Source organism: Motiliproteus coralliicola (assembly GCF_003345655.1).
GTDB lineage: Bacteria > Pseudomonadota > Gammaproteobacteria > Pseudomonadales > Balneatricaceae > Motiliproteus > Motiliproteus coralliicola.
In genome coordinates, this window is the sequence record NZ_QQOH01000002.1 from 207,526 (window position 1) to 230,890 (window position 23,365).

Annotated in this window: 23 protein-coding genes; 11 read left to right on the forward strand and 12 right to left on the reverse strand. The window is 56.0% G+C overall.

All coding sequences use genetic code 11. From position 1 onward, the window contains the following. Window positions 1-83: 83 nt before the first annotated feature. A complete protein-coding gene (locus DV711_RS07770) occupies window positions 84-722 on the reverse strand; it encodes an SGNH/GDSL hydrolase family protein (RefSeq protein WP_114695117.1) in 639 nt (212 codons plus the stop codon). A 43-nt stretch (window positions 723-765) separates the two neighbouring features. Then, a complete protein-coding gene (gene ppx / locus DV711_RS07775; RefSeq protein WP_114695118.1) occupies window positions 766-2,310 on the reverse strand; it encodes an exopolyphosphatase in 1,545 nt (514 codons plus the stop codon). Window positions 2,311-2,493: 183 nt separating this feature from the next. Here ppx and DV711_RS07780 point away from each other — a divergent pair, with 183 nt between their 5' ends. After that, on the forward strand, window positions 2,494-3,348 hold the full coding sequence (locus DV711_RS07780) for a UDP-2,3-diacylglucosamine diphosphatase (RefSeq protein ID WP_114695119.1): 855 nt from the start codon (window positions 2,494-2,496) through the stop codon (window positions 3,346-3,348). Next, the gene (locus DV711_RS07785) at window positions 3,345-4,382 is read left to right on the forward strand and encodes a glycosyltransferase family 4 protein (RefSeq protein WP_114695662.1); all 1,038 of its coding nucleotides are present in this window, start codon (window positions 3,345-3,347) and stop codon (window positions 4,380-4,382) included. The genes DV711_RS07780 and DV711_RS07785 overlap by 4 nt, the downstream gene beginning before the upstream one ends. Here the strand turns inward: DV711_RS07785 and DV711_RS07790 are convergent. The 3 genes from DV711_RS07790 to DV711_RS19790 form a co-directional block, all read right to left on the reverse strand. Further along, on the reverse strand, window positions 4,379-5,023 hold the full coding sequence (locus DV711_RS07790) for an arylesterase (protein ID WP_243633764.1): 645 nt from the start codon (window positions 5,021-5,023) through the stop codon (window positions 4,379-4,381). The two genes, DV711_RS07785 and DV711_RS07790, sit on opposite strands and share 4 nt — an antisense overlap. A 46-nt stretch (window positions 5,024-5,069) precedes the next feature. Then, entirely contained in the window at window positions 5,070-5,684 is a 615-nt protein-coding gene (locus DV711_RS07795; protein ID WP_114695121.1) for a LysE family translocator, read from the reverse strand. 175 nt (window positions 5,685-5,859) lie between these two features. Continuing rightward, complete coding sequence (locus tag DV711_RS19790; protein WP_165840081.1) at window positions 5,860-6,111, reverse strand: DUF5329 family protein; 252 nt, start codon at window positions 6,109-6,111, stop codon at window positions 5,860-5,862. A 226-nt stretch (window positions 6,112-6,337) separates the two neighbouring features. Here DV711_RS19790 and DV711_RS07800 point away from each other — a divergent pair, with 226 nt between their 5' ends. Then, window positions 6,338-6,724 (forward strand): hypothetical protein, encoded by a 387-nt coding sequence (locus tag DV711_RS07800; protein ID WP_114695122.1) that lies wholly within the window; start codon window positions 6,338-6,340, stop codon window positions 6,722-6,724. Between the two features lie 236 nt (window positions 6,725-6,960). On the opposite strand, the gene DV711_RS07805 is transcribed toward DV711_RS07800, so the two are convergent. From DV711_RS07805 to DV711_RS07825, 5 genes are all read right to left on the reverse strand, one after another. Continuing rightward, window positions 6,961-7,635, reverse strand: coding sequence for a penicillin-insensitive murein endopeptidase (locus DV711_RS07805; protein WP_114695123.1), 675 nt, complete (start codon window positions 7,633-7,635; stop codon window positions 6,961-6,963). A 60-nt stretch (window positions 7,636-7,695) separates the two neighbouring features. Continuing rightward, on the reverse strand, window positions 7,696-8,577 hold the full coding sequence (locus DV711_RS07810) for a YwqG family protein (protein WP_114695124.1): 882 nt from the start codon (window positions 8,575-8,577) through the stop codon (window positions 7,696-7,698). A 73-nt stretch (window positions 8,578-8,650) separates the two neighbouring features. Beyond that, window positions 8,651-9,145: a DUF4240 domain-containing protein gene (locus DV711_RS07815; protein WP_114695125.1), complete on the reverse strand. Its 495-nt coding sequence runs from the start codon at window positions 9,143-9,145 to the stop codon at window positions 8,651-8,653. A gap of 99 nt (window positions 9,146-9,244) precedes the next feature. Then, window positions 9,245-9,577 carry an immunity protein Imm33 domain-containing protein gene (locus DV711_RS07820; RefSeq protein ID WP_114695663.1) on the reverse strand — a complete coding sequence of 111 codons (333 nt, stop codon included), beginning with the start codon at window positions 9,575-9,577 and terminating at the stop codon, window positions 9,245-9,247. A gap of 81 nt (window positions 9,578-9,658) precedes the next feature. After that, the gene (locus DV711_RS07825; protein ID WP_133297417.1) at window positions 9,659-10,519 is read right to left on the reverse strand and encodes a hypothetical protein; all 861 of its coding nucleotides are present in this window, start codon (window positions 10,517-10,519) and stop codon (window positions 9,659-9,661) included. A gap of 102 nt (window positions 10,520-10,621) precedes the next feature. On the opposite strand from DV711_RS07825, the gene DV711_RS07830 reads away from it, so the two are divergent. Beyond that, window positions 10,622-10,903 carry a hypothetical protein gene (locus DV711_RS07830; RefSeq protein ID WP_114695127.1) on the forward strand — a complete coding sequence of 94 codons (282 nt, stop codon included), beginning with the start codon at window positions 10,622-10,624 and terminating at the stop codon, window positions 10,901-10,903. Window positions 10,904-10,965: 62 nt separating this feature from the next. On the opposite strand, the gene olsF is transcribed toward DV711_RS07830, so the two are convergent. Then, window positions 10,966-12,717: a bifunctional ornithine lipid synthase OlsF gene (olsF, locus tag DV711_RS07835; protein WP_243633765.1), complete on the reverse strand. Its 1,752-nt coding sequence runs from the start codon at window positions 12,715-12,717 to the stop codon at window positions 10,966-10,968. Window positions 12,718-12,984: 267 nt separating this feature from the next. On the opposite strand from olsF, the gene DV711_RS07840 reads away from it, so the two are divergent. Beyond that, the gene (locus DV711_RS07840) at window positions 12,985-14,145 is read left to right on the forward strand and encodes a substrate-binding protein (RefSeq protein ID WP_207802576.1); all 1,161 of its coding nucleotides are present in this window, start codon (window positions 12,985-12,987) and stop codon (window positions 14,143-14,145) included. Window positions 14,146-14,148: 3 nt separating this feature from the next. After that, the gene (locus tag DV711_RS07845) at window positions 14,149-15,981 is read left to right on the forward strand and encodes a GGDEF domain-containing protein (RefSeq protein WP_114695129.1); all 1,833 of its coding nucleotides are present in this window, start codon (window positions 14,149-14,151) and stop codon (window positions 15,979-15,981) included. Between the two features lie 20 nt (window positions 15,982-16,001). Here the strand turns inward: DV711_RS07845 and DV711_RS07850 are convergent, their stop codons facing one another. After that, on the reverse strand, window positions 16,002-16,442 hold the full coding sequence (locus DV711_RS07850) for an Lrp/AsnC family transcriptional regulator (RefSeq protein ID WP_114695130.1): 441 nt from the start codon (window positions 16,440-16,442) through the stop codon (window positions 16,002-16,004). 109 nt (window positions 16,443-16,551) lie between these two features. On the opposite strand from DV711_RS07850, the gene DV711_RS07855 reads away from it, so the two are divergent. The 5 genes from DV711_RS07855 to DV711_RS07875 all read left to right on the forward strand — a co-directional run bounded on the left by DV711_RS07855 (window position 16,552) and on the right by DV711_RS07875 (window position 23,346). Next, complete coding sequence (locus tag DV711_RS07855) at window positions 16,552-17,145, forward strand: LysE family translocator (protein ID WP_114695131.1); 594 nt, start codon at window positions 16,552-16,554, stop codon at window positions 17,143-17,145. Window positions 17,146-17,491: 346 nt separating this feature from the next. Continuing rightward, the gene (locus DV711_RS07860) at window positions 17,492-18,682 is read left to right on the forward strand and encodes a thiamine pyrophosphate-dependent dehydrogenase E1 component subunit alpha (RefSeq protein ID WP_114695132.1); all 1,191 of its coding nucleotides are present in this window, start codon (window positions 17,492-17,494) and stop codon (window positions 18,680-18,682) included. 1 nt (window position 18,683) lies between these two features. Further along, entirely contained in the window at window positions 18,684-19,661 is a 978-nt protein-coding gene (locus tag DV711_RS07865; RefSeq protein WP_114695133.1) for an alpha-ketoacid dehydrogenase subunit beta, read from the forward strand. A 13-nt stretch (window positions 19,662-19,674) separates the two neighbouring features. Then, entirely contained in the window at window positions 19,675-21,312 is a 1,638-nt protein-coding gene (locus DV711_RS07870; RefSeq protein ID WP_114695134.1) for a dihydrolipoyllysine-residue acetyltransferase, read from the forward strand. A gap of 156 nt (window positions 21,313-21,468) precedes the next feature. Continuing rightward, window positions 21,469-23,346 carry a protein kinase domain-containing protein gene (locus DV711_RS07875; protein WP_114695135.1) on the forward strand — a complete coding sequence of 626 codons (1,878 nt, stop codon included), beginning with the start codon at window positions 21,469-21,471 and terminating at the stop codon, window positions 23,344-23,346. Window positions 23,347-23,365: the final 19 nt, after the last annotated feature.

Below are 23,365 nucleotides of genomic sequence, written 5' to 3' on the forward strand. Positions count from 1 at the left end.
GGACGCTCGAGGGTTAAATCGAGCGCAATTGTTGCAGGTCAAATCCAGCCGTGACTCCCAGCCCCGGGCGGAGCCGGGGGCGCTCAGCCCAGTGCCTTGGCGACAAAATCCGCCAGGACGAGGCCGAGCTTCTGGTGTTCGGATTGGTCGAGATGAATGCCGTCGATCGGGCTGGCATGAATCAGCGGGTTGCTGTCGAAGAACAGGCAATCCTGTTCCTGCGCCAGCTGTTGCAGCTGCTGATTGAAGCCACGACTTCGCTCGGCAGCGCCGACGAATTTATCCGCTATCGCGCCCTTCGGCTGTCTGATCACCGGCGGTGCCACCAGCAGGATTCGCGGCACCGGCATCCCCGGTTCGATCGGAGCCTGGCGGATCGTGTTGATCAGCTTGGCGTTGCCCTGGACCGACATCAGCGCATCGAGGCTGTGGGTGCTCTGGAAATCGTTATTGCCCAGCATCAGGATCACCAGGCTCAACGGCGAGTGCATCTCGATCACCTGGGCCAGGCCCTCGGAGCCGTCACGGCCGGGCTTGAACGGATCATCCCAGGCGGTGCGGCGACCGTTGAGGCAGTTCTCGATAACCCGAACCGAGCGATCCTGACTGATCAGGCTCCGCTCCAGTACGCCGGGCCAGCGATGTTCAAACGCGAGACGGCCACGGGTGCCGGGGATGATGCCCCATGACAGGCTGTCGGAATAAACCAGAATCTGTTCCATCGAGTCGTCTCCTTGTTAATCGGTCCCCAGCGGCGGTCAACGATTATTTGAACAGCAGCGGGTAGTCGATCTGTTGCAGGTAGTCGGCTTCCTGCTCCAGATTGGTCCGGGTCAGCGGGTGCTCATCGAGCCAGCCTTCCGGGAATTTCAGCTTCATCCGGTCTTCCCGGAACTTGAGTTTAACGGAGGGTACCTGTTCCGGCAGCCGGGTCTGATTCAGCAGCACCGCCAGACGCAGGATGGTGCACAACGCCAGCAGCACCTGGCGTCGCATCGGTCGGAAGCGCTCCAGTTCCAGTAGCGGCAGCTTGCGCCGGTGGCCGCGAACCAGCAGCGCCAGTTGCAGCTGTTCACGCTGGCTGAACCCCATCAGGTCGGAGTGTTCGACCAGGTAGGCGCCATGTTTCTGGAACTGGCTGTGGGAGATCGCCAGCCCCGCTTCGTGAAGGCGCGCGGCCCAACTGATCAGGCTGCGGTAGCGATCGGTATCGAACGGGGTCTGGGCCAGGCACTCCAGGGCGGTCTGTTCCACCGCGGCGGCATGGTCGGCGTCGATATGGTAGCGCTGCATCATCGCGCTGATGGTGCGTTCGCGGACATCTTCGTGGCGGCGGCGGCCGACCAGATCGTACAGCAGGCCTTCGCGCAGGGCGCCGTCGGAGTAGCGCAGTTCGCTGATCTTCAACGCTTCGAAGATCGCAATCAGGATCGCCAGGCCGCCGGGTAGCACCCGGGCCCGCTGCGGCTTCAACTGCTCGAATTCGATCGCATCGACGCTGTCGAACTCCTGCAACATCTGCTGCAGCTTCTTCAGGTTCAGCAGGGTCAGGTGCTGCGGGCCGGTGGGGTCGAACTGGCACAGTCGCAGCAGCGCCTTGGCGGTGCCGGAAGAGGCCACCGCATCCTGCCAGCCAAGCTTGCGGTAACGCTTGCGTAGGGTCAGCAGCTCCAAGTGGGCGGCGTGGATGGCGCGCTTGAAGTTCTTATTGCTGAGCTTGCCGTTGGCAAAAAAGCGACGGGTGTAGGAGACGCAGCCCATGTGCAGGCTCTCCAGCTCCACCGGTGAGAAGCGCTGGCCGATAATCAACTCGGTGCTGCCGCCGCCTATGTCGATCACCAGACGGCGCTCGTCGTCATCGGCCAGCGAATGGGCCACGCCCAGATAGACCAGACGGGCCTCTTCGCGACCGGAGATGATCTCCACCGGGCAGTCGAACAGTTGCTCGGCCAGCTCGATAAAGTCCATTCGGTTGCGGGCCGCCCGCAGGGTGTTGGTGCCGACGATGCGGATCTGCTCGCGGGGGATACCGGCGACTCGCTGGGCAAAAAGCTCCAGGCAGGCGATACCGCGCTGTTGCGCCTCTTCGCTGAGCTGGCGGTCGCTATCCAGTCCGGCGGCCAACTGAACCTTCTCGCCCATCCGGTCGATCGGTTGCAGCTCGTCCTGCACCAGTCGCGCCACGATCAGGTGGAAACTGTTGGAGCCCAGGTCGATGGCCGCGTATTGGGTCGAGAGCTGATCATGATCGAGTTCGGGATGATGGCTGTCGGTGTCGCCGTTACTGCGTGAAAGGGACGGATCGGTCATAGGTTCGGGCTGTCACTGCGATTGATTTGTGGGCGCTTTCCAGGCCAATTTCGGGCCAGTGTATCAAAAGCTGTCGGCCTGTTGGCCGGCAAAGCGCTCGGTGGTTGAGGCGTTGGCGGCTGTCATCAAGTTGTCATGGCGGAGTCATCCCGGCGACATAAGCGCGCCTTAGGCTGAGCAGCCATGCAGAATCCGATCCTATCATCGTTGGTGGCCCCCGCTTCCTTGGCAGCAGAGGCCGAGAAGAGCGAGCATTCCCACCATCGCGCCGCCACCCATTACCGCACCATCTGGATCTCCGATACCCATCTGGGGACCAAGGGGTGCCAGGCGGAGAAACTGGCCCGTTTCCTGAAGAAGAATAGCTGCGATCAGCTCTACCTGGTCGGCGACATCATCGACGGCTGGCGGATGCGTAAGGGCGGCTACTGGCCTCAATCCCATACCAACGTGATCCGACGCATTCTGACCCTGGCCAAGCGTGGTACCCGGGTCACCTACGTGATCGGCAACCACGACGAGTTTCTGCGCCGTTACGACGAGGAGAGCTTCGGCAATATCGCTCTGACCAACGAGGCGATCCATAAGACCGCCGATGGCCGCGAGCTGCTGGTGATCCACGGCGATCAGTTCGACACCGTGGTGCGCTGTCACAAGTGGGTGGCCCACTTGGGCGATGTGGCCTACGAGACCCTGCTGGTGGTGAACCGCTGGTACAACCAGCTGCGACGGCTGCTGGGTTACGAGTACTGGTCGTTGTCGGCGTTTTTGAAGCACAAGGTCAAGCGGGCGGTCAGCTACATCACCGACTTCGAAGAGATTCTGGCCCACGAATGCCGTCGGCGTGGGCTGCACGGGGTCGTCTGCGGCCATATCCACCACCCGGAGATGCGCACCATCGACGAGATCGAATACCTCAACTGCGGCGACTGGGTGGAATCCTGTTCGGCCCTGGTCGAGTTGGAAGACGGACAGATTCAACTGATCGACTGGCAATCCATAGAACGGAGTTCAAAAGCATGGCGCAAGGCGGGATGAAAACGCTACTGATCATTACCGACGCCTGGTATCCCCAAACCAACGGGGTGGTGACGACACTAAACCGTATCGTCGAACTGCTGGAGCCCCAGGGTATCCGCACCGAAGTGATCCATCCCGGTCTGTTCAAGACCTTGCCGACGCCGGGTTACGCCGAGATTCGGATGGCCTGGAACCCGTGGAAGTTTGGTCGGTTGTATCGTGAGATCAACCCGGACTTTGTCCATATCGCCACCGAAGGGACCATCGGCTGCTGGGGTCGTCGCTGGCTGCTGAAGCGCAAGATTCCGTTCACCACCTCGCTGCATACCCGCTTCCCCGAGTACGTCAACGAGCGCCTGCCGATCATGCCGGTGAGCTGGGGCTACCGTTTCCTGCGCTGGTTCCACCGACCGGCCCGCACCACCCTGGTCACGACCCAGAGCTGTATGGAGGATCTGGCCGACAAGGGATTCAGCAATATGCGGGTCTGGGGTCGTGGCGTCGATGTTGAGGCCTTTGCGCCGTTGCAGGATCGCGAACATCCCTACCATGACCCGTTGCTGCTTTACGTCGGCCGGGTGGCGGTGGAGAAGAATCTGCGCGCCTTTCTGGACCTGCAGCTGTTCGGCAAGAAGGTCGTGGTTGGCGATGGCCCGTCGATGAAGGCGTTGCAGCGCGAGTACCCCGACGTGGTCTTTACCGGCTTCCGTTACGGCAAGGAGCTGGCGGAAGAGTACGGTCGCGCCGATGTGTTCGTGTTTCCGTCGCTGACCGATACCTTCGGGCTGGTGATGCTCGAAGCGATGGCCTGCGGCACGCCGGTGGCAGCCTATCCGGTCTGTGGCCCGATCGATGTGGTCGAGGAGGGCGTCAACGGGGCGCTGGACGATGATCTGGAGTTGGCGGTCAAACGGGCCCTGAAGGTGCCGCGTGGGCAGTGCCGGGAGTACGCCGAGAACCACAGCTGGCAGCGTTGCGCCGAGATCTTCCTCGAGACCCTGGTACCGGTCGATGCCAGCCGGTCGATGGCAACGGCGGTGCTGCCGGACTAGAACGCCCCCTCGTCCTGCAACAGGGCATAGATGGATTGAGCCAGCTGCCGATAACCGTCGCGGTTGAGGTGGATTGGATCCGATTTCAGCGACGGGCTGCGCAGCAAGTCCGCAATCATCTCGCCGTCGAACACCAGTTGATACTCCTCGGCCAGCTCGCGGTAGAGCGGGGCGGAATCGGAGAACAGTGATTTCTGCGGCACCCCGATCAGCACCGTCGGGATTCCCCGATTATCGGCCAGCTCGATCATCGCTTTCAGGTTGGCCTTGATCTGCGCCTGGGGGTGATTACGCAGAATATCGTTGCCACCCTCGATCAGGATTAATAGCTCCGGGTGATTTTGATCCAGCAGCTGCGGCAACCTCGCCAACCCCCGGTCGGTGGTCTCGCCAGAGACACCGGCATTGATCACGCTGACACCGCTCAGCTGCTCCAGCACCTTGGGGTAGCTGTTGGCCGAATGAGTGCCGACCCCCACCGTCAGGCTGTCACCAAAGGCCAGAATAGTGGCGTCACCGGGCAGTGGCTCCAGCTTGGATTCACCGCAGCCGCTAAGCAGCAGGGTTAGCAACAGGCTCAGCATTCTTAGGGGCTGCAGGCGCAGGGTCAGGAACTGAGGACGCACGCGGGACCGCATCATGGGAAGTTAGCCGCGATTACACGGGATTGGTCGTTCATTGAGGGCATTAGCGCTCCACCATGGCCAGTTTCGCACCCATTGCCACAAACACCCCGGAGAAGCTTCGTTGAATCCACTGAACCAGCGTTGGCGATGCCGACAAGTAGCTGCGGACAAAATCAGAGAACAAACCGTAGACGATGAAAACCGCCAAGGTCATGCCCATGAAGATGGCGCTGAGCAACAACATGGTCAATACAGCGGAGCTGGCCTCGGGCGGGACAAACTGAGGGATGAACGCCAGAAAGAAGATGGATAGCTTCGGATTCAATATGTTGATAAGGAAGGCCCTGACAAAGATCTTGCTCGCCCCGGTGGCTTTCGGGGCATTGTCTAGGGCAATCACACCGGATTCCTTCCACATGGCCCAGGCAAGGTAGGCTAGGTACGCCACACCGATATACCTGAGGACTTCAAAGGCAACGCTGCTGGCATGAAGGATTGCGGCAAGTCCAAAAATACTGGCCACCAGATGCGGAATAATTCCAGCGGTACAACCCAGGGCAGCAAAAATGCTGGCCCGTTTTCCCATCGTCAGCCCTGTCGACACGGTAAAGAGAACCCCCGTACCCGGCAGTAAAACCACAACCAGAGAAGTCACTAAGAACTCAAAACTAACCATGCTGATATCCATCTGTCAGGGAGAAAACCAAGGGTTTAAACACGGCATCCACATCCTGAGAAACTATCTCTAAATAGTGAATTTTCATGGCGACTCCTAATAGCTGTTCCGCTTAACGCTACCAATAGTGAGCGAGCAGAAGCAAGGTGCTGCCCCACGGTTGGTCTTGGTAGCTTTATTGATTGACGCGATATTTTTCTAACGCTTCCTGAAGCCAGTCCCCACTCTTAACAGCGGGCTTGCCTTCACAATGAATCAGGTAGCTTCTGCCCGATAGGGTGCTTTTAGTAGCAGAGTACTCAATAAACTCTTCCGCCGTTGCTATTTCATCTTTGAAATAGTCGTATTTCTTACTGATATGCTCAACGGCCTCAATTCCTGAATAGCGTTTCCCGTTTCTTTCGTAGGAGCATTCCGTTGTCGCTATTCCGCTATCGCCAGTTCATTAACGGTAACACGCTGAAATAACCTTCAAGCCTTAGCAAAAACGAATACAACAGAATCGACGGTGGGGGCCAAGTCGACGGCCCCAAAATCAGGCCACCGAATGTTCCCCAGGTGGCCTGATTTCCCTCCTTCCTTAGAAACTTTTCTCTGTCCAAAAAGCCTAACCAAAAGCAGGGCAATGATTCTCAAAATATTGGGTGATCGCGATGTCTGTGGTTAAGTGGATTGTCGGCTTAATGTTGTTGGTTTTCTCTGTCGCTTTGGCGCGGGCGGGGGAGTATGCGCCTCGTATCGAGGTAATCAATAACGGTCAGGCTAAGGTGTATAACGTACGATTTCAGCGCCAGATTGAAGGACATTGGGCGTTACGTGGCCGCCTGACCCGCTCGGATAGAGACGTTAAAGTGCCTAAAGGGCAGGTAAAGGCGCTGCTGTTTGATGAGCGGGGCAAGCAGATCCATTCAGCGGAAACACGTTACAAACCACAGCATGTTCACCCTAAGAAAAAACGTGCCTCTTACTTTACGGTACACCTACCGCAAGATCTTCATCCTTCCGGCGTCTCCGTTAAGGTGTATTACCTCAGCGATTGATCTGCCCGAAGCTGCTGTGCCAGCAAATCAATAAACGCCCGTACTTTGGCGATAGTCAAGTCAGTAATGGATTTCGTTCCTTGTCTCATCACTAATTGCTAACGCATTCAATGAAATAGCTGAGAGTAGTAGGGCTATGGTGTTCTTCATGTTGTTCTCGTTATGCAACAAGAATGGGACGGAGAAGGCAGATTGCTAAGATCTGGTCCCACTAGGCTGTAGTGAATGACTTTTTATCACTTCTGACTACACGGGATTTCGAAATCAACATGATAGTGTTCGTCATGCCTCACCCAAGAGCGCTTTCTTGAAAACTGTATGTTTTGTTTCAGATAGCTGCCGTACTTTGTTTCAAGAAGGTTCGGCTGTAATTTGGGGTCAAATATGACCCGCCATAGGTCGTAACCCCGGCCTTTAGCCGACTTGTGTAGTGCTACGATGTGGGCCGCCAAGGCTACATAGTCGATGGATAGGTATTCATATTGGCCTGACTGGTCGAATTCTATGTTGTAGCCAAGCTTGTTGAGAGGGTGGGTTGGCAGATGTACAGATTTTCCGTTTGAGGCCATAACGGGGGTCATGAAGTCGACCGACAGCCCGTTTTGATGGGTTTTGTGAGGCTTGAATCTACCACCAGTCTTGAAGCCGGTTTCGGCGTATTTGTAGACTTTGTCAGGTTGCTCTGTCTCCAGAGCTTTGTAGGCAGAGAGAATTATCTCCCGAACCTCGGAATGAACATAGGTTCGCCCCATGAGTCGAGCGACTGAGCTGTACCCAACATAATTTTTCCCCTCAGCAGGAAGCTCTACTCCGTGCTCTAACCGGCCGTTTGAAGTAGTACCAAAACAGGTGCTTGTTTTGGCGTAGGCCAACGGGGTAACTAATGACATCAGGAGGATAATAAGCTTCATTTGGGTAGTGCTAATGTTTGCGTATCTCACAGGCTCATCAGACGTTCTTCTCTGATTCACTTAACAGCAATCCCAGTTAAACCAAATCTTGCTGAAGTCCAGTTTGGCTAAATCCTCTGGCTGAATGAAAAAATTAGCTACGCCAGCGTCGCCCCACATAATATCAAATCCGTTTTTAGATACTGAATCCATTTGAAATAATAGTAGCCATTTTTCATCAGGCTTTAGAGTACGTGGATCATCTTGCGTAAACGTAGCGTATCCACCAACTCGACAATCACCTGAATCAACTAATTCGAAAGCAGCATCGATTACGTCGTCATCAAAGTTATCTAGGTTTCCAATAATTTTTTCAAACCGATAGTCGCATGGACTGCAAAGCACATGTTCTAATTCAAACTCGAGAGAGCATTCACCTTCAAACGGAAACCCGGAATAATCAATTGCTCCAAGTTCGTTCTCAATGTCCAGCACTTCTTCAAATATATCAGCATGAAAAACTACTCTATAGCCTAGTGAGTCAGCAATGATTTGGTCGATAGTCCGTTTTTTACTTTCAAATTCCAATCCCCAGGAAGAGTTATCAGCTATAAAGAATTGAAGAATTCCGATGCTTGGTAAGATGTTGTTTTCAGGTAACTCCTGTAAATTTATTTGTGCCAAAAGCTTTAACGGTATATCTCGTTTGTCTCTTGGATAATCACGACCAGAAGGCCAAGCTGGATAGCCACCAAATTTACTTGAGAATTGATTTGCTGGAGGGCTGGAGCAAGGGGATATTTTTATACTTTCCAATACATGCTCACTCAGCTTTTCTTTAATCGATAGGACACCTTCTTCTATCAATGCACGTTCTTCTTCAGTTTTCGGTTTTGGCTTCAATATGCGAGCTAACACAAATATTGTGATAGCAACTAGAACGAATAGAATAAAACTGTTCAATTGGTTGCCTTACTTTGAGATGACGTATGACGCCTAAGGAAATTGCGCTACAGGCGCCAGTTGCCCTTGCTTGTTATACGTATTCGTACTTTTCACAGAGTCTTGGGAGCAAATTAGGAAGATCATCTTCTTCCCAGCGATCACCTACCGGTGATTCTGGATACTTTGACTCAGGACTCGGAATCTCATTACCCGTCAACGTTTCATAAGCGTCATCAATCGCATATGAAAACTCCTCCAGCTCCGCTTCTTCAATATCGTCCAGTTCTGACAAAGAGTCAGGTGTAGATAACGCCTTCTCGAAGATCGCCTTGCCTTCCGAGATCAAGAATGCCCTCCAATAATCAAACATATCATCAGAGCAACCACCATTTAATACGTATGCCGCTCCCCACAGATCCCAACGATAAGACTCTGTCAGCTTACTGAAATAAGTATTGTTGAAGGCTATGACCTCATCAGGAGTCATCTTCAACAATGCTTCCTTCAGGAGCTCTGGACGTGACTCCCAGTCCTCTCCAGACTTTTCTTTGACACTTTCGATTACTTCCCAAAAACGATTTTCCATGTGCATATCTCCTTTTACTTTTAATGCCGCCGTAACGGGACGGAGCCGCAAAGCGGCGGAGTTCCAAGCCCAACACAGTTGGGCAAGTTGACGGCCTTGTTATATGACCAGTAACTCGGGGTCATACCAAACATCCTCGTAGCCCTCTGCTACCAAGAAACGATACCCAGGCGGCAAGCCGAGGTATTTATGAATTTCGGGCAAATACTCTTGGATGTGAGATACATGAAGCGGCTTGAAGAAATCATCCTCTTGCTTCAGGTCTTCTCCGCACCAGATGTACCATCCGCAAGTGCCGTTCTCTGCTTTATGTCGGAGCCCGTTTATAGGTTTTTGGCCGATGGTGTCGATGGCGATGCCTAGCTTCTCTAAAGGAAGGCTTTCAACAAACTCGGTACCAAATCTGGTACATGTTTCTTTCTGTTTTTGCACCATGATTCCCTAGGGCATATAACGCCCGCGTAATAGGCGCAAGTTTACGAGCGTCCTGATTGACGCGTTTGTTATGCAAATTTATATAATTGTAAAAACCGGAAATAGTAAAACTCCGAATATGAATAAGATCAGGTTGATAGTTGTGCCTATAGCCCGAAGTGGTGATTCCGAAACATTTAGCCACTTTATGATAACTGATATTGAGCTAAGCCCACGAACACACATGTGAGCGACTCCATGTAGCCAAAGCCAAACCGAAGTAGAATAACTTGTAAGTATAATTATGCGTATCCCTACAATATCATCTTGAAATTTAGAATCTCCTATTAAACTGTTAAAAATCATCTCAATCTTTTCTGAAAAATTTTCACCAGGTCCAAAATCAAATAGCCAACACAAAAGAGACACCCATGCAACTGATAAAATCAGCGTTAGCATTGAATCTATTATTATTTTCAAAAAAGTTGAAATATGGAGAGATAAAATTATTCTTGTTTCAAGCAGTGAAACATAGTCTATAAGAGCATTGAAAAAGAAAGAGATGAAAATAGCAAATACAAATAATAAATAGACTGGGTCATCTCGGTTGTCGAAAACACTAGAATAAACCAAGAGAAATGACGTTAATACCATAGATATCAAGGATGATCTATAGAAACATTTCCAAGCTAAATGTTTCTTTCCAAAAAAACGGTCAAATACAAATTCAAAATTAGGCACCCACGAACTAATATTATTTTCATTAACACCCATCAGCCGCTTCGCAATAAGCTCTTTCTTTGTAGGATCAAGCTCAGAATCTGCATCCTTTGATACTTTTCGGATAAACATCAAAATCGCCCAAAGCCCCGCGAACCATATAGCTGCATCACTCCATGCAGAGCTTGCCACTTTATCCAAAAACTCTACATAAACCGTAGGCATGCCAATTTCATCCAATGACGCTCAATATGTTGTTGCATAACATTTTAATAATCGGCCCTTGCAAGGTATCTCTACCTTGCAAGCTTGGTCTACCTTCCAAGGAAGGAGGGAAATATCATGTATCGACGCAGCAAAAAATATCAGGCGCAGGTTGCCCGGCTGGCGAATGCAAGGGCCACCAAAGAAAGGAAACGACTGGAAGAAGCTGTCCCTGCTGATCGTTGTGATCTCCCTGATCTAAGAAGAGTTATTGAGATTACCGATTTCGATACCGGTACACCCGTAACCCACAGAATTGAACTATACCGCAGCGATCGAATTGATTGCTACAACGTCAAAATCGATGGGCAGCCATGGCAGCAGCGTATCGGTTGGAGTCGTATCTTGGAGGGGTTGTGAAAGGCGCTTCCCAGGCTGCGCCAATTCGACAATTAGTCATCGGCGTGGCTGGAGAAGTTTGCTTAGAGGTTCTCGGTTGTTTGCGTTGATTCCTGTTCAGCCAGATAGCGATTACGCTTGGTCGGTTTGAGTTTTTCCAGATCGACCAGCACCAGGCCGTCGATACAGTAGCCGAAGTCGGCGTCGACGCCGAAGTCGAGGAAGCGCACGCCGCCCTCTTCGCAGACTTCGCTGTACTGTTTGTACAGGGTCGGGACGGTGCAGCCCAGGTGCTTGAGTTGCTGTTTCAGCTCTTTGAAGTCCTGCTCGTAGTTGTCGCCGCTGAACAGCGGGATGATCAGATCCAGGTGCTCCTCTTCGATGCTGTGGGGGCTGTAGGCCATCGCCAGCTGCTGGGGGTCGGCAAAGTAGAGGCGGTAGAAGTAGACCAGCATATCTTTGGCCAGTGACGGGTAACTGTTGGACAGGCTGACCGGGCCGAACATATAGCGGATCTCCGGATGCTGACGCAGGTAGGCGCCGATGCCGTACCAGAGGTAGTCCAGACTGCGTTTGCCCCAGTATTTTGGTTGCACAAAGCTGCGGCCCAGCTCGATACCGCGGGCGAAGTAGGGCGCCATCTCTTCGCTGTAGTCGAACAGCTCGGTGCTGTAGATCTTGTCGCGGTCGGAGCGGTTGATCCAGCGGTTGGTTTCGCCGATCCGGTAGGCGCCGACCAGTTCCAGCTCCTCTTCATCCCACAGGATCAGGTGGCGGTAGTTGCTATCGTGCTGATCCAGATCGCGCTTCTGGCCGGTGCCTTCACCGACCTGACGGAAGGCGATCTCACGCAGTCGTCCCAATTCGCGCATCACTGCCGAGTCTTCGCGGTAGTCGAATAGCAGGATTTGCTTATTGTCGGCGGTGGCGCCCAGGTGGACCGCCTGCTTCAGCTCCTGCTTCAGGGCTTTGCGGTCCTGCGGGTGGGCCACGGTCTTTTCGGTTTTCAGCAGCGGCTTGCGGCCCTTGGCCAATCGGTACAGGTGGCGTTTGACCAGCTTGTTCTTTTCGCTGTTGCCCAGCGGCAACTGGTCCAGCTCCTGAATCGGAATCGGCTGACCGACCCGGATTGGAATCTGACGGCGACGCTGGCGGAACATCTCGTGGGCCAGTAGCAGCGACGACAGCGGGCGATACAGCATCGAGCTGAGGTAGAACAGCCAGGAGTTGCGGCCCCCGACATGGACCGGCAGCAGCGGCGAGTTGGTTTTCTTGGCCAGCTTCAGGTAGCTGGAGCTCCAGGCGCCATCACGAATCCCGCCGGGTGACATCCGCGATACTTCTCCGGCCGGGAAGATGATCACCGCTTCGTCGCGCAGCAGGCTCTGTTTGATCCGTTTGAGCTGTTGTCGCGGCGATCCACCGGCTAGGTTGTCCACCGGTAGCAGTAGCCGCTGCAGCGGGTCGAACTTCATCAGCATGTCGTTGGCGATGATTTTGACATCCTGGCGGATCTCACCGATCAAGCGCAGTAGCGCCAGGCCGTCCAGTGCACCGAGAGGGTGATTGGCGACCACCAGCGTCCGGCCGCTGGCGGGGATGTTGCTGCGATCGGACTGGCTGACCTGGTAGCGGAAGTCGAAGTAATCCAGCACCCGGTCGACAAAGTCGAAGCCGCGAAGCTGTTGCTGCTGCTCAAGGAAGCGGTTGACCTCGGACTCATGGAACAACCATCGCAACAGGCCGATCGTCGGGCGACGAATCATTGGGTTCTGCTGTAAAAACTGGGGCGATTTTTCGGCGATCAGCTGTTCGACCTGTATCACATTGAGCATCCATCGACATCATTGACGGGGTCAGCCTAAAGGGGCGAGATGACAGTTCGGTCGCAACTTGATGGCACTCTGATGACCGCTTGTTTTTATTAACCATGAAAAAAATATGGATTAATAATTGATCCATCAACAGTTTTGACGCAGAATTCGCGGTTTTGCTGCCCACGGCAGCTGCAAGGTTTCTCAAGAGGGGCAAATGCCGAGGCGATATTCGCTGCCAAACGGCATTACCCCTGTCATCGGTTGATTCAAGCGGACGCAAGGATGATGGCTGCTTTAACGGTTGTAGGGCGCTGGTTGGCACTGATGCTGCCGGTGGTCTTGTTGGCGGGATGTTCCCCATCGCAATCCTCAGACCCCATCCGACTGGGAGTCGTGTTGCCGCTAACCGGGGCCTTTCAAACTTACGGGCAGCAGGGACTGAACGGTGCCACCCTGGCGGTCGAACAGATCAACGCGGCCGGCGGTGTGCTGGGGCGTCCGCTGCAACTGGTGGTCCGTGATAACCGTACCCTTCCCGCCGAAGCCGTACGCCTGACCCGAGAGCTGATCCAGATCGATGATGTATTTGCGCTGATCGGGCCGGTCAGCAGCGCGGCCCGTCGCGCCATGCAGGAAGTGGCGGCGCAGTATCAGGTGCCGCAATTCTACGGTATCGACTACGAAGGCGGTCAGTTCAGCCGCTATCTGATCTGCTACAGCACGATACCGGCACACTACGTCGATCCGCTGATCCCCTATCTAAAAAGCCAAAGCGATAACAGCTTTTATATCTTCGGTTATGACTATGTCTGGCCCCATCAGATGAGTCAGCGCATCAGCACCGAAGTCGAACGCTACCAGGGCCGCGTTGCCGGGGTGGAATTTACCCCGTTCGGGGTGACCGATTTCTCTGCGGTACTGGCGCGGATCAAGGCCTCCGGAGCGCAGAATTTGATGCTGATCCTGCCCGGTGAGGACGGCTTCAACTTTATCCGCCAGATGCACCGCTTCGACTTCGGCAGAACCCTGAATACGGTGGCGTTCGCCGCCGATGAGACCTACCTGGAAGCGCTTAAACCGGACCAAAGCCAGGGCCTGTTGAGCGCGCTGCACTTTATCAGCGATAAAGATTCGCCGTTGGTGCGCGACTACGTCAACGACTATCAGCGGCGTTTCGGCGACCAGACTCTGCCGACCTATTCCAGTCGTGCCCATTACAGCCAGATCTACCTGCTCAAGCGGGCCCTGGAGCAGGCCGGACAGGTGGACCGGGAAGCGATGCTGGATGCGCTGCCGGGGTTGCAGCTATATCAGGGAGAGGAGGGGATCAGGCTGCGCGCCGATCACCATTTTGATCTGCCGATGTACCTGGGACGCTTCGATCAGGGGCAGTTGCGGGTGATCGAAGAGCTGGGAACCATCAGCCCCGCGGATCAGAGGCTCTGATCGATGGGGTTACGCTGGCGCATTTCGCTGTGGTTGTTGCCGTTCGCTGTGGCGGTGCTGGGGTTTATCGGCAGTTATTACCTGGCCAATCGGCAACTGCTGGAGAACCAGCTGCAGCAGACGATGCAGAGTGCGCTGGTTAGCGGTAGCCGCGAGCTGAATGTGCTGCTGGAGCAGCGGAGTCAGGAGTTTAAGTATCTCGGGCGTCTGATCGATGAGTGTTCCAATCCGCGTGCCGGGATGGATCGCGAGCAGCGCTTCGGCCTGGCGTTGGGGCAGGTCGACGGGTTCTCGGCGCTGGCGGTGTCGGATCTGGATGGCGAGCTGCAGCAGCTGCTGATGTCGCCGGTCGCCAGTAACCGCCATATCCTGCCCCGCTCGGTTCAAGGAACATCGACCCTGACCCGGGATACCTTCAAGTCGCTGCGGCAGCAGCTGCTGCAATGGCAAGAGCAGCGTCAAAGTTATCGCGGCCAGATCGAGGCGCTGCTGGACGAGCAGGCGCTGATGAACCAGCGCGGTGAGCGCAACTCCCAGCGTTATCGACAGGTCCAGGCCCAGGTCGCGATGCTGCAGGGGGCCATCTATCAGCTGCCGGTGACGGTACTGTTCTCCGGTGCCAGCGAGGTGGAGCAACTGGGGTTGCCGTTTCGTGACGATACCTACCTGTTTATCCGGCCCTATCTGAACTGCGACGATCAGGTGGCGGGCTTTATCACCGCCTATCTGGATTGGACTAGGGTGGAGGACAGCCTCTACCGAACCAAGCAGGCGCTGTTGGCCCAGGGCTTCAATAATGTCGATGTGGTGCTGGCCGATATTGCGATGTCGCGCTGGATCACCAAGGCCGGTGCGCTGGCCGACGCCGGCAAGCCGCGAGGGCTGGATGTGATGCTGGAAGCCGAAGACAGCCAGCTGGATCGGCTCGGTTTTATCGGCAGTGCCGCGGTGTCGGATCCGCGCCAGTTGATGCATCGCTATCGCAAGGCGATGCCGATGGTCGGGATCCAAGGCTCGGGGCGACGGTTGCTGGCGGAGGCGGAGTCTAACTTCCGGCTGATGGTGTTTATCCATCGCGCTGAGTTCGAGCAGCGTGACCGGGGACTGCTGTCGCAGGCACTGGCCTGGGGCGGACTCTCGATCGGCTTGTTGCTGGTACTGATCGCGCTGCTGTCGAAACAGATTGCCCAGCCGGTGGTCGATCTGACCGGCAGCATCAAACGCCTGGCCCGGGGGGAGAAATTAACTTCGTCGGACAGTTATCGGCGCGATGAGATCGGCCAGTTGATCCGCGAGTTTGACTGTATGGCCGAAGCGCTGCACCACAAGAGTGAGCAGTTACTGACCCAGGCCAGTACCGACTCGCTGACCGGTTGTCTGACCCGGCGGGCGCTGACCGAGGTGGCGCAGCACCTGCACCAGAAAACGATTGCGACCGATGATCGCCTCAGTTTGATCCTGATGGATCTGGACCACTTCAAGCGGATCAACGATCAGTTTGGCCATTCGGTCGGGGATAAGGTGCTGGTGGCGTTTTGCGATCAGGTGCGGGCCAATCTGCGCAGCGACGATAAGTTCGGGCGCCTCGGCGGTGAGGAGTTTATCGTCATGTTCCCCGGTTCGGGGCTGTTGGAATGTCTGGCTATCGCGGAGCGGATCCGACGCTCGGTTGCCGCGATGGATCTGGCCGACGAGAATCAGCAGCCGATCACGGTCACCGTCAGTATCGGCGCCTACGAATGGAAAACCGACGACAGTTTCGACCAGGCGCTGCGACGTGGAGACGGAAAGCTGTATCAGGCCAAGGCGATGGGGCGTAACCGCATCTCGTTCTAACGGCGGCGGCGGACGTTGCCTCAGCGTGCATCCTTGGGGGTGTCCATCACCACCAGGGTCATGATCGAATCCACCTGGGGAATCTCTCCCAATACGTCGGTATGAAAGCGCTTGTAAGCGACCAGGTCGGTTGTTTCCACCCGTAATAGAAACTCGCAGGAGCCAGTGACATTGTGGCACTCGGTCACCTCGGCAGCCCGTTGAATATGGGCTTCGAACTGCTGTTGCGACTGCTTGCTGTGGTTGGAGAGACCGATGGTGACGTAGGCGACAAAACCGACTCCCAACTGATTCATATCCAATACCGCCCGGTAGCCCTTGATAACACCGCTGCGTTCCAGCTCTTGGACCCGCCGCAAGGTGGCCGAAGGGGACAAACCGATCTTGTCAGCCAACTCCACATTTGACTGTCTGCCGTCGAGTTTTAGCTCGCGCAATATTCGTTCGCTGTATTTATCCATAACGCAATGATGTTGTTGTTGGTGGCTGATTGGGGACGATATAGGTGAAAAATTTACCCGTCGAATCAATAAAATGTAAAGAATAAATTACGACGGAAGAGGTCTTTCCATGGAGTACCAGCAGCTTATTGCGTTAGCGACTTTCGCCTTCGCATCCACCGCGACGCCGGGTCCGAATAACATCATGTTGATGACATCCGGCGCCAATGTCGGCTTTGTTCGGACGATTCCCCATATGCTGGGGATTACGCTGGGATTCAGCCTGATGGTGTTCTTGGTGGGCGCCGGCATCATGGGCGTTTTCTCGGTCTATCCCCTGGTGCTGCAGTCGCTCCAGATCGGCTGCCTGATCTATCTGATCTACCTGGCGATCAAGATCGCCCGCAGTCGCCCCGGCGGTAGCCTGGGCTCGGACTATAAGCCCATGAGCTTCCTGGCCGCGGCCGGTTTCCAATGGATCAATCCCAAGGCCTGGTCGATGGCGCTGGCGGCGATCAGTGTTTACAACGTGTCGGCGTCCTGGAGTGGGGTGCTGATCATCGCCGGGGTGTTCGCGTTGGTGAATATCCCCTCGGTCACGCTGTGGACTTGGGCGGGGCAGCAATCGAAGAGTTTGTTGAACAACTCGTCCAGGATGACCGCGTTTAATTATTTGATGGCCGGATTGCTGCTGGCATCTACCCTGCCGATGGTCGAACTATAGCTGCCATCCAGGCACGGATTCTTAGTTTCGATGCCTCGCGTCTCGTGTGGGCTAACATTCATCAAAACAACCGATTAGCTTCAGATTGCCGACAGCCGATTGCGATCTGGGCGGCAGCCATGGGCCGGATTCGGATCGCGTTGGCCGCAGCGATAGCTAACTCTGACAGGGGTCGAGGGGAGGAAAGATCGGACTAAAGAAGTGTTTGAAATATTTTACAAGGCGTTTTTTTTGATATACAAAGGCAGACCCTCTCGCTTACCCAGCCGGAGGCTATAGTTATAGACAGCGGCTTACCCAGCGGTTGTCCCCACATGCCTCAACTAACAAAAACAATGAGGACGTTATGAGCACCCAGGCTAACCGGGCTATCCATAAGCCCCAGTTTATCCGTGGTGACGCCCTGCAAATTCCCACCTACAAGGTGTTGAAGCAGGACGGAAACCTATACAAAAACGCGCAGATGCCCGACATCGATGAGGCATTGGCGCAACGCATCTATCGGGCGATGGCCCGCACCCGTATGCTCGATGAGCGCGGACTGGCTTCACAGCGCCAGGGCCGACTCAGCTTCTATATGCAGAGCACCGGTGAAGAAGCCGTGACCGTCGGTTTTGCTGCGGCACTGGATGATCAGGACATGATCATGGCCCAGTACCGCGAGCAGGGCGCACTGGTCTATCGTGGCTTCACTCTCGATGAGTTCATGAACCAGTTGTTCAGCAACGCCAAGGACCATGGTAAGGGCCGGCAGATGCCGATCCATTATGGCTCCTCCGAGCTGCACTACATGACCATCTCGTCGCCCTTGGCGACCCAGATTCCCCAAGCTACCGGTTACGCCTACGGCCAGAAAATGGCCGGTGATGGCCACTGCACCGTGGCGGTCTTCGGCGAAGGGGCTGCCTCGGAAGGTGACTTCCATGCGGCGCTGAATATGGCGTCGGTGCTGAAGGTGCCGGTGATCTTCCTGTGCCGGAACAATGGCTACGCGATCTCGACCCCGTCGTCGGAGCAGTTTGCCGGTGATGGTATCGCACCGCGGGCGTTAGGCTACGGCATGCACACCATCCGCATCGATGGTAACGATATCCTGGCGGTGCTCGAGGCGACCCGCGAAGCGCGCAAGATCGCCGTGGAGCAGAACGAGCCGGTACTGATCGAGGCGATGAGCTACCGACTGGCGGCCCACTCGTCGTCGGATGATCCGTCCGGTTACCGCAGCAAGAAAGAGGAAGCCAAGTGGCGCGATAAAGATCCGCTTGAGCGGATGAAAAACTGGATGATCCAGCAGGACTGGTGGAGCGAAGAGCAGGATAAAGAGCTGTTCGAAGCCGAACGCCAGCTAGTGATGGCAGCGATGAAGAAGGCCGAGAAAGTGCCGGCGCCCCATCCCGACGAGATGATCACCGACGTCTATGACACCCCGACCCCGCACCTGGAGCAGCAGCTGGCTGAACTCAAGGGGCATATCCAGCGTTACCCCGAGGTCTATCCGAAGGCCGCGGCGGCACTTGGTTATAAGGAGGGTGAATAAGATGGCCAAGATGAACCTATTGCAGGCGGTCAACAACGCCCTCGATATCGCGATGCAGGACAACGAGCGGGTGATCTGCTTCGGTGAGGACGTCGGCGTCTTCGGTGGCGTGTTCCGTGCCACCAGCCACCTGCAGGAAAAATACGGCCGTGATCGCTGCTTCAACACCCCGCTGGTGGAGCAGGGCATTATCGGCTTTGCCAACGGCTTGGCCTCGCAAGGCTCGGTGCCGGTGGCCGAAATTCAGTTCGCCGATTATATCTTCCCGGCGTTCGATCAGATCGTGAACGAGTCGGCCAAGTTCCGTTACCGCTCCGGTAACCTGTTCGATGTGGGCGGCTTGACGATCCGGACCCCTTACGGCGGCGGTATCGCCGGTGGTCACTACCACTCGCAGTCTCCCGAAGCCTACTTTGCCCACACGCCGGGTCTGAAAATCGTGGTGCCGCGTAATCCGCACCAGGCTAAAGGCCTGCTGTTGGCCTCGATCCGTGATCCCAACCCGGTGGTGTTCTTCGAGCCGAAGCGGATTTACCGCGCCTCGGTCGGTGAAGTACCGGAGGAGGATTACCAACTGCCGCTGGGCAAGGCCGAAGTGGTTCGCGAAGGCAGCGATATCACCCTGCTGGCCTGGGGCGCGCAGATGGAGTACATCGAGAAGGCAGCCGAGCTGGCCGACAAGGATGGCATCTCCTGCGAGCTGATCGATCTGCGCACCATCCTGCCCTGGGATGTGGATACCGTGGCCGAGTCGGTCAAGAAGACCGGCCGTCTGCTGATCAGCCATGAAGCCCCGTTGACCGGCGGCTTTGCCGGCGAGATCGCGACCACCATTCAGGATCAGTGCTTCCTGTACCTGGAATCCCCCATTGCCCGTGTTGCCGGGCTCGACGTGCCTTACCCGCTGGCACTGGAAAAGGAATATATCCCGGACCAGTGGAAGATCTACGAAGCGATTAAGGCCAGCGTGAATTTCTAAGGGGGTATGGGTGATGATTAAAGATTTTATTTTGCCGGATATCGGCGAAGGTATCGTCGAATGTGAGCTGGTCGAATGGCTGGTGGCCGAGGGCGACCTGATCGAAGAGGATCAGCCGGTTGCCGATGTGATGACCGATAAGGCGCTGGTACAGATTCCGGCGCCCTATGCCGGCCGGGTGACCAAGCTGTATTACCAGCAGGGCGACATCGCCAAGGTTCATTCGCCGCTGTTTGAGATCAACTTGGAGGGAGGTGAATCAGGCGGTGAATCAGCCGCTGCCGCCGAACCCACAGCACCGGAAGCGAGTCAGTTCCAAAGTGCACAAAACGAGGCTGCTGCTGCGGCTGCACCGGTGGCCAGCGGGCCGATCGGTGCGGTGGAAGACTTTATTCTGCCAGATATCGGCGAGGGGATTGTCGAGTGCGAGGTGGTCGAGTGGCTGGTGGCCGAAGGCGACCATATCGTTGAAGATCAGCCGATCGTCGACGTGATGACCGACAAGGCACTGGTGCAGATCCCGGCCCACAAGAACGGCGTGATCGGCAAACTCTATTATGCCCAGGGCGAGATCGCCAAGGTCCATGCGCCGCTGTTCGCGTTGATTTCTGAGGGTGCGGTGGCGACCGAGGCGGCGCCTGCGGCTGCTGAAACGGTGGCTCCGGTTGCTGCGGCGGTGAACGCGCCTGTGGCGGCTCCGGTATCGGTTGCAACGACGACCACTGCCGCGCCGGTACGTTCCGGCAAAGCGCTGGCCAGTCCGGCGGTGCGTCGAATCGCCCGTGAATACCAGATCGATATCGCCCAGGTACCGGGTTCGGGCAAGAACGGCCGGGTGTTGAAGGAAGATATCGTTCGCTTCCAGCAGGGTGGTGGTGCCAGTCAGCCTGCTAATGTCGAAAGCGCAGCAAAATCGGTTGTGCAGCCGGTAGCCGCGCCTCAAGGCGAGGTTCGGGTTGAGCCGATCAAGGGGATCAAGGCCGCCATGGCACGGCAGATGAGCCTGTCGATGTCGACCATTCCGCACTTCACCTACGGTGATGAAGTGGACGTCAGTGGCTTGCTGGCGATGCGTGCCAAGCTCAAGCCCAAGGCGGAAGAGCGGGGCATTCGCTTGACCCTGATGCCGTTCATTATGAAGGCGCTGGCGATGGCGATCGCCGAGTATCCGATCCTTAATAGCCGGGTCAACGACGACTGCACCGAGATTCACTACCAGCCGCACTGCAATATCGGTATGGCGGTGGATTCGAAGATGGGTCTGATCGTACCGAACATCAAGAAGGTTGAGACCCTGAGCATTCTTGAGATCGCCCAGGAAGTGGCCCGATTGACCGAGTCGGCCCGTTCCGGCCGAGTCGATCCGGCCGATCTGGCCGACGGTACCATCAGTATCTCCAATATCGGTGCGCTGGGTGGAACCTACGCGGTACCGGTGGTGAATCCGCCGGAGGTGGCGATCGTGGCACTGGGCAAGACCCAGTCGTTGCCGCGCTTCAACGACGCCGGCGAGGTGGAAGCCCGTTCGATCATGAACATCAGTTGGTCCGGCGATCATCGGATTATCGACGGTGGCACCATCGCCCGCTTCAGTCTGCTGTGGCAGTCGTTGCTGGAGGATCCGTCGGCGATGCTGTTGGATCTCTCCTAGCGGCCTGATAGCCCTGTCTTGTCGCTAACAAAGCGTCGTTAAAAAGAGGCTCAAAATGCTCATTTACTCCAGTAAACTGCGCTTTTGGGCCTCTTTTTCTTATGCCAATGCCCTTCGTTACACGCTGACTTGGTTCAAGCGCTTGGATTCTCGTTGATGGATAGATCCGACCTACAGCAGTTCTATATTCCGGAGGAGCAGTCGTTCTACCTGCTCAGTCAGGATGATGCGCGCAAGCTGAAGAACTGGGTCAATCTGTGTCGTACCCAACTCGAACGCTTGGGCTACAGCGATATCGAGATGATCGGCAAGGGCGCGTTCGGCTTTGTGTTCGGCGGTATCGACCGGCTCGGGCGCCAGCTGGTGTTCAAGTTCTCTCGTATCACCCTACCGCAGCATGTGCAGGATCGGCTCGAAGAGGAAGCCTACATGCTGTCGCAGGTGGAGCATCGGCGGGTACCGAAGCTGATCGAGTTCCAGCGGGTCAAACGCCAGGCGATCATGGTGATGGAACGCTCGCCGGGGATGGACCTGGAACAACTGTCGTTGCGCGAAGGGCCGCTGTCGCCCCGTCTGGTGATCCATATCGCCGCGCAGTTGGCGGATATTCTGTTGTCGCTCCGCGGTGCCGCGATTAGCAGTAATCGACCGCTGGTTCATGGCGATATCAAACCGTCCAATGTGATGTTCGATCCTCGCGACGAGTCGATCGGTTTGATCGATTGGGGCTCGGCGGTGTTTGCCCAGCTTGACGAGCAGTATCAGCATGTCGGTGCCAACGTGATGGAGCTGATGTCGGACGATCTGCAAAACAGCAACGCCCGGCTGGGTGACGTCTACTTTATCGGTGAAGAGCAGCTCAACGGCGGCCTGTCGACGCCGCGCTTTGACGAGCAGGGTGCGGCCGGAACCCTGTATGCGCTGGCTTCCGGGCAGTCATGCCGCTTCGGCCATCTAGCGATTCCGCCTACTTCGCTGGGCTTGCCGCAGGAATTCGCCCGGGTGTTGGAGGGATTGTTGTCGACCGAGCCCGAGGTGCGGCAGAAAGCTGGGGACTACTGGCTGCGCAATATGGCGTCGATGGCGCGGCTGATGATGGTGGATCTGCCGGTCGAGCCGATCGCCCAGCAGGTACCGGTTTGGATTCACCAACAGAGCCGCCCGATCGACTCTGTAGTCTACAGTTCCCGCAAAGCCTTCCTGAAGGAGGAGGGGGTTCACGACAACTATCTGGATATCGACGACGTTCAGTTCGATCGCTACTACAAGAACTTCCTGCAGGGCATGGGCGAGACCGAGAAGGCGTTCCTGGCCGCGGTCAGCCGGTTGGGTAAGTTCCCGGTGGTGGGTGGTCTGGCGGTGCGGTGGGAGAGCGACGGGGTCTATATCGACTCCTGCCTGAACCTGCACGACCCTAGCCTGCGCGAGGCCTTCGTCAGCACCGTCAACAACCTGGTGACGCTGGCCCGTTCAATCTACCGTCAGGGGATCTTCAAGAGCTGTCTGTTCGATGCCCGCTGCACCCTGCATGTGGAGCGCGAGCATGCCGAGTTGCCGTTTGTGCCTGAGCCGGATCAACAGATTCCTTATGAGGTGGCCGCGGTGCCGGATCTGGAGGATCAGAGCCGCTTGCACTCCTACTTCGAGGATGGCCGCGACCCGGAGGAAAACCTGGAGCTGCCGGGATCGATCATCGAGGTGATCAAGCGCCTGAACCAGCTACACCATACCGGGCTGATCATCTTCGAAAGTCTGGAAACCCACCTGAAGATTCACAGCTACTTCAAGCTGCTGAATCCGGATCAGGAGTCGGAGTTCGTCGACTGCCTGGAGCAATTGATGGTGGCGGTGCCCCTGATCCGTGGTCTCGGCGTGGCCGGTTTTATGAAAATGCCCTATAAGGACACCCGCTTTTTCGACCATATCGACCGGTTACCGGAGCGCTACTACCCCCGCAATCCGAAGCAGCTGCTGGATCAGACCGCCCCGGTTGAAGCCGATCATCTCGAATCGACTCAAGCCGAATCGGCCTAGGCGTTTCCGATCCCCCTCA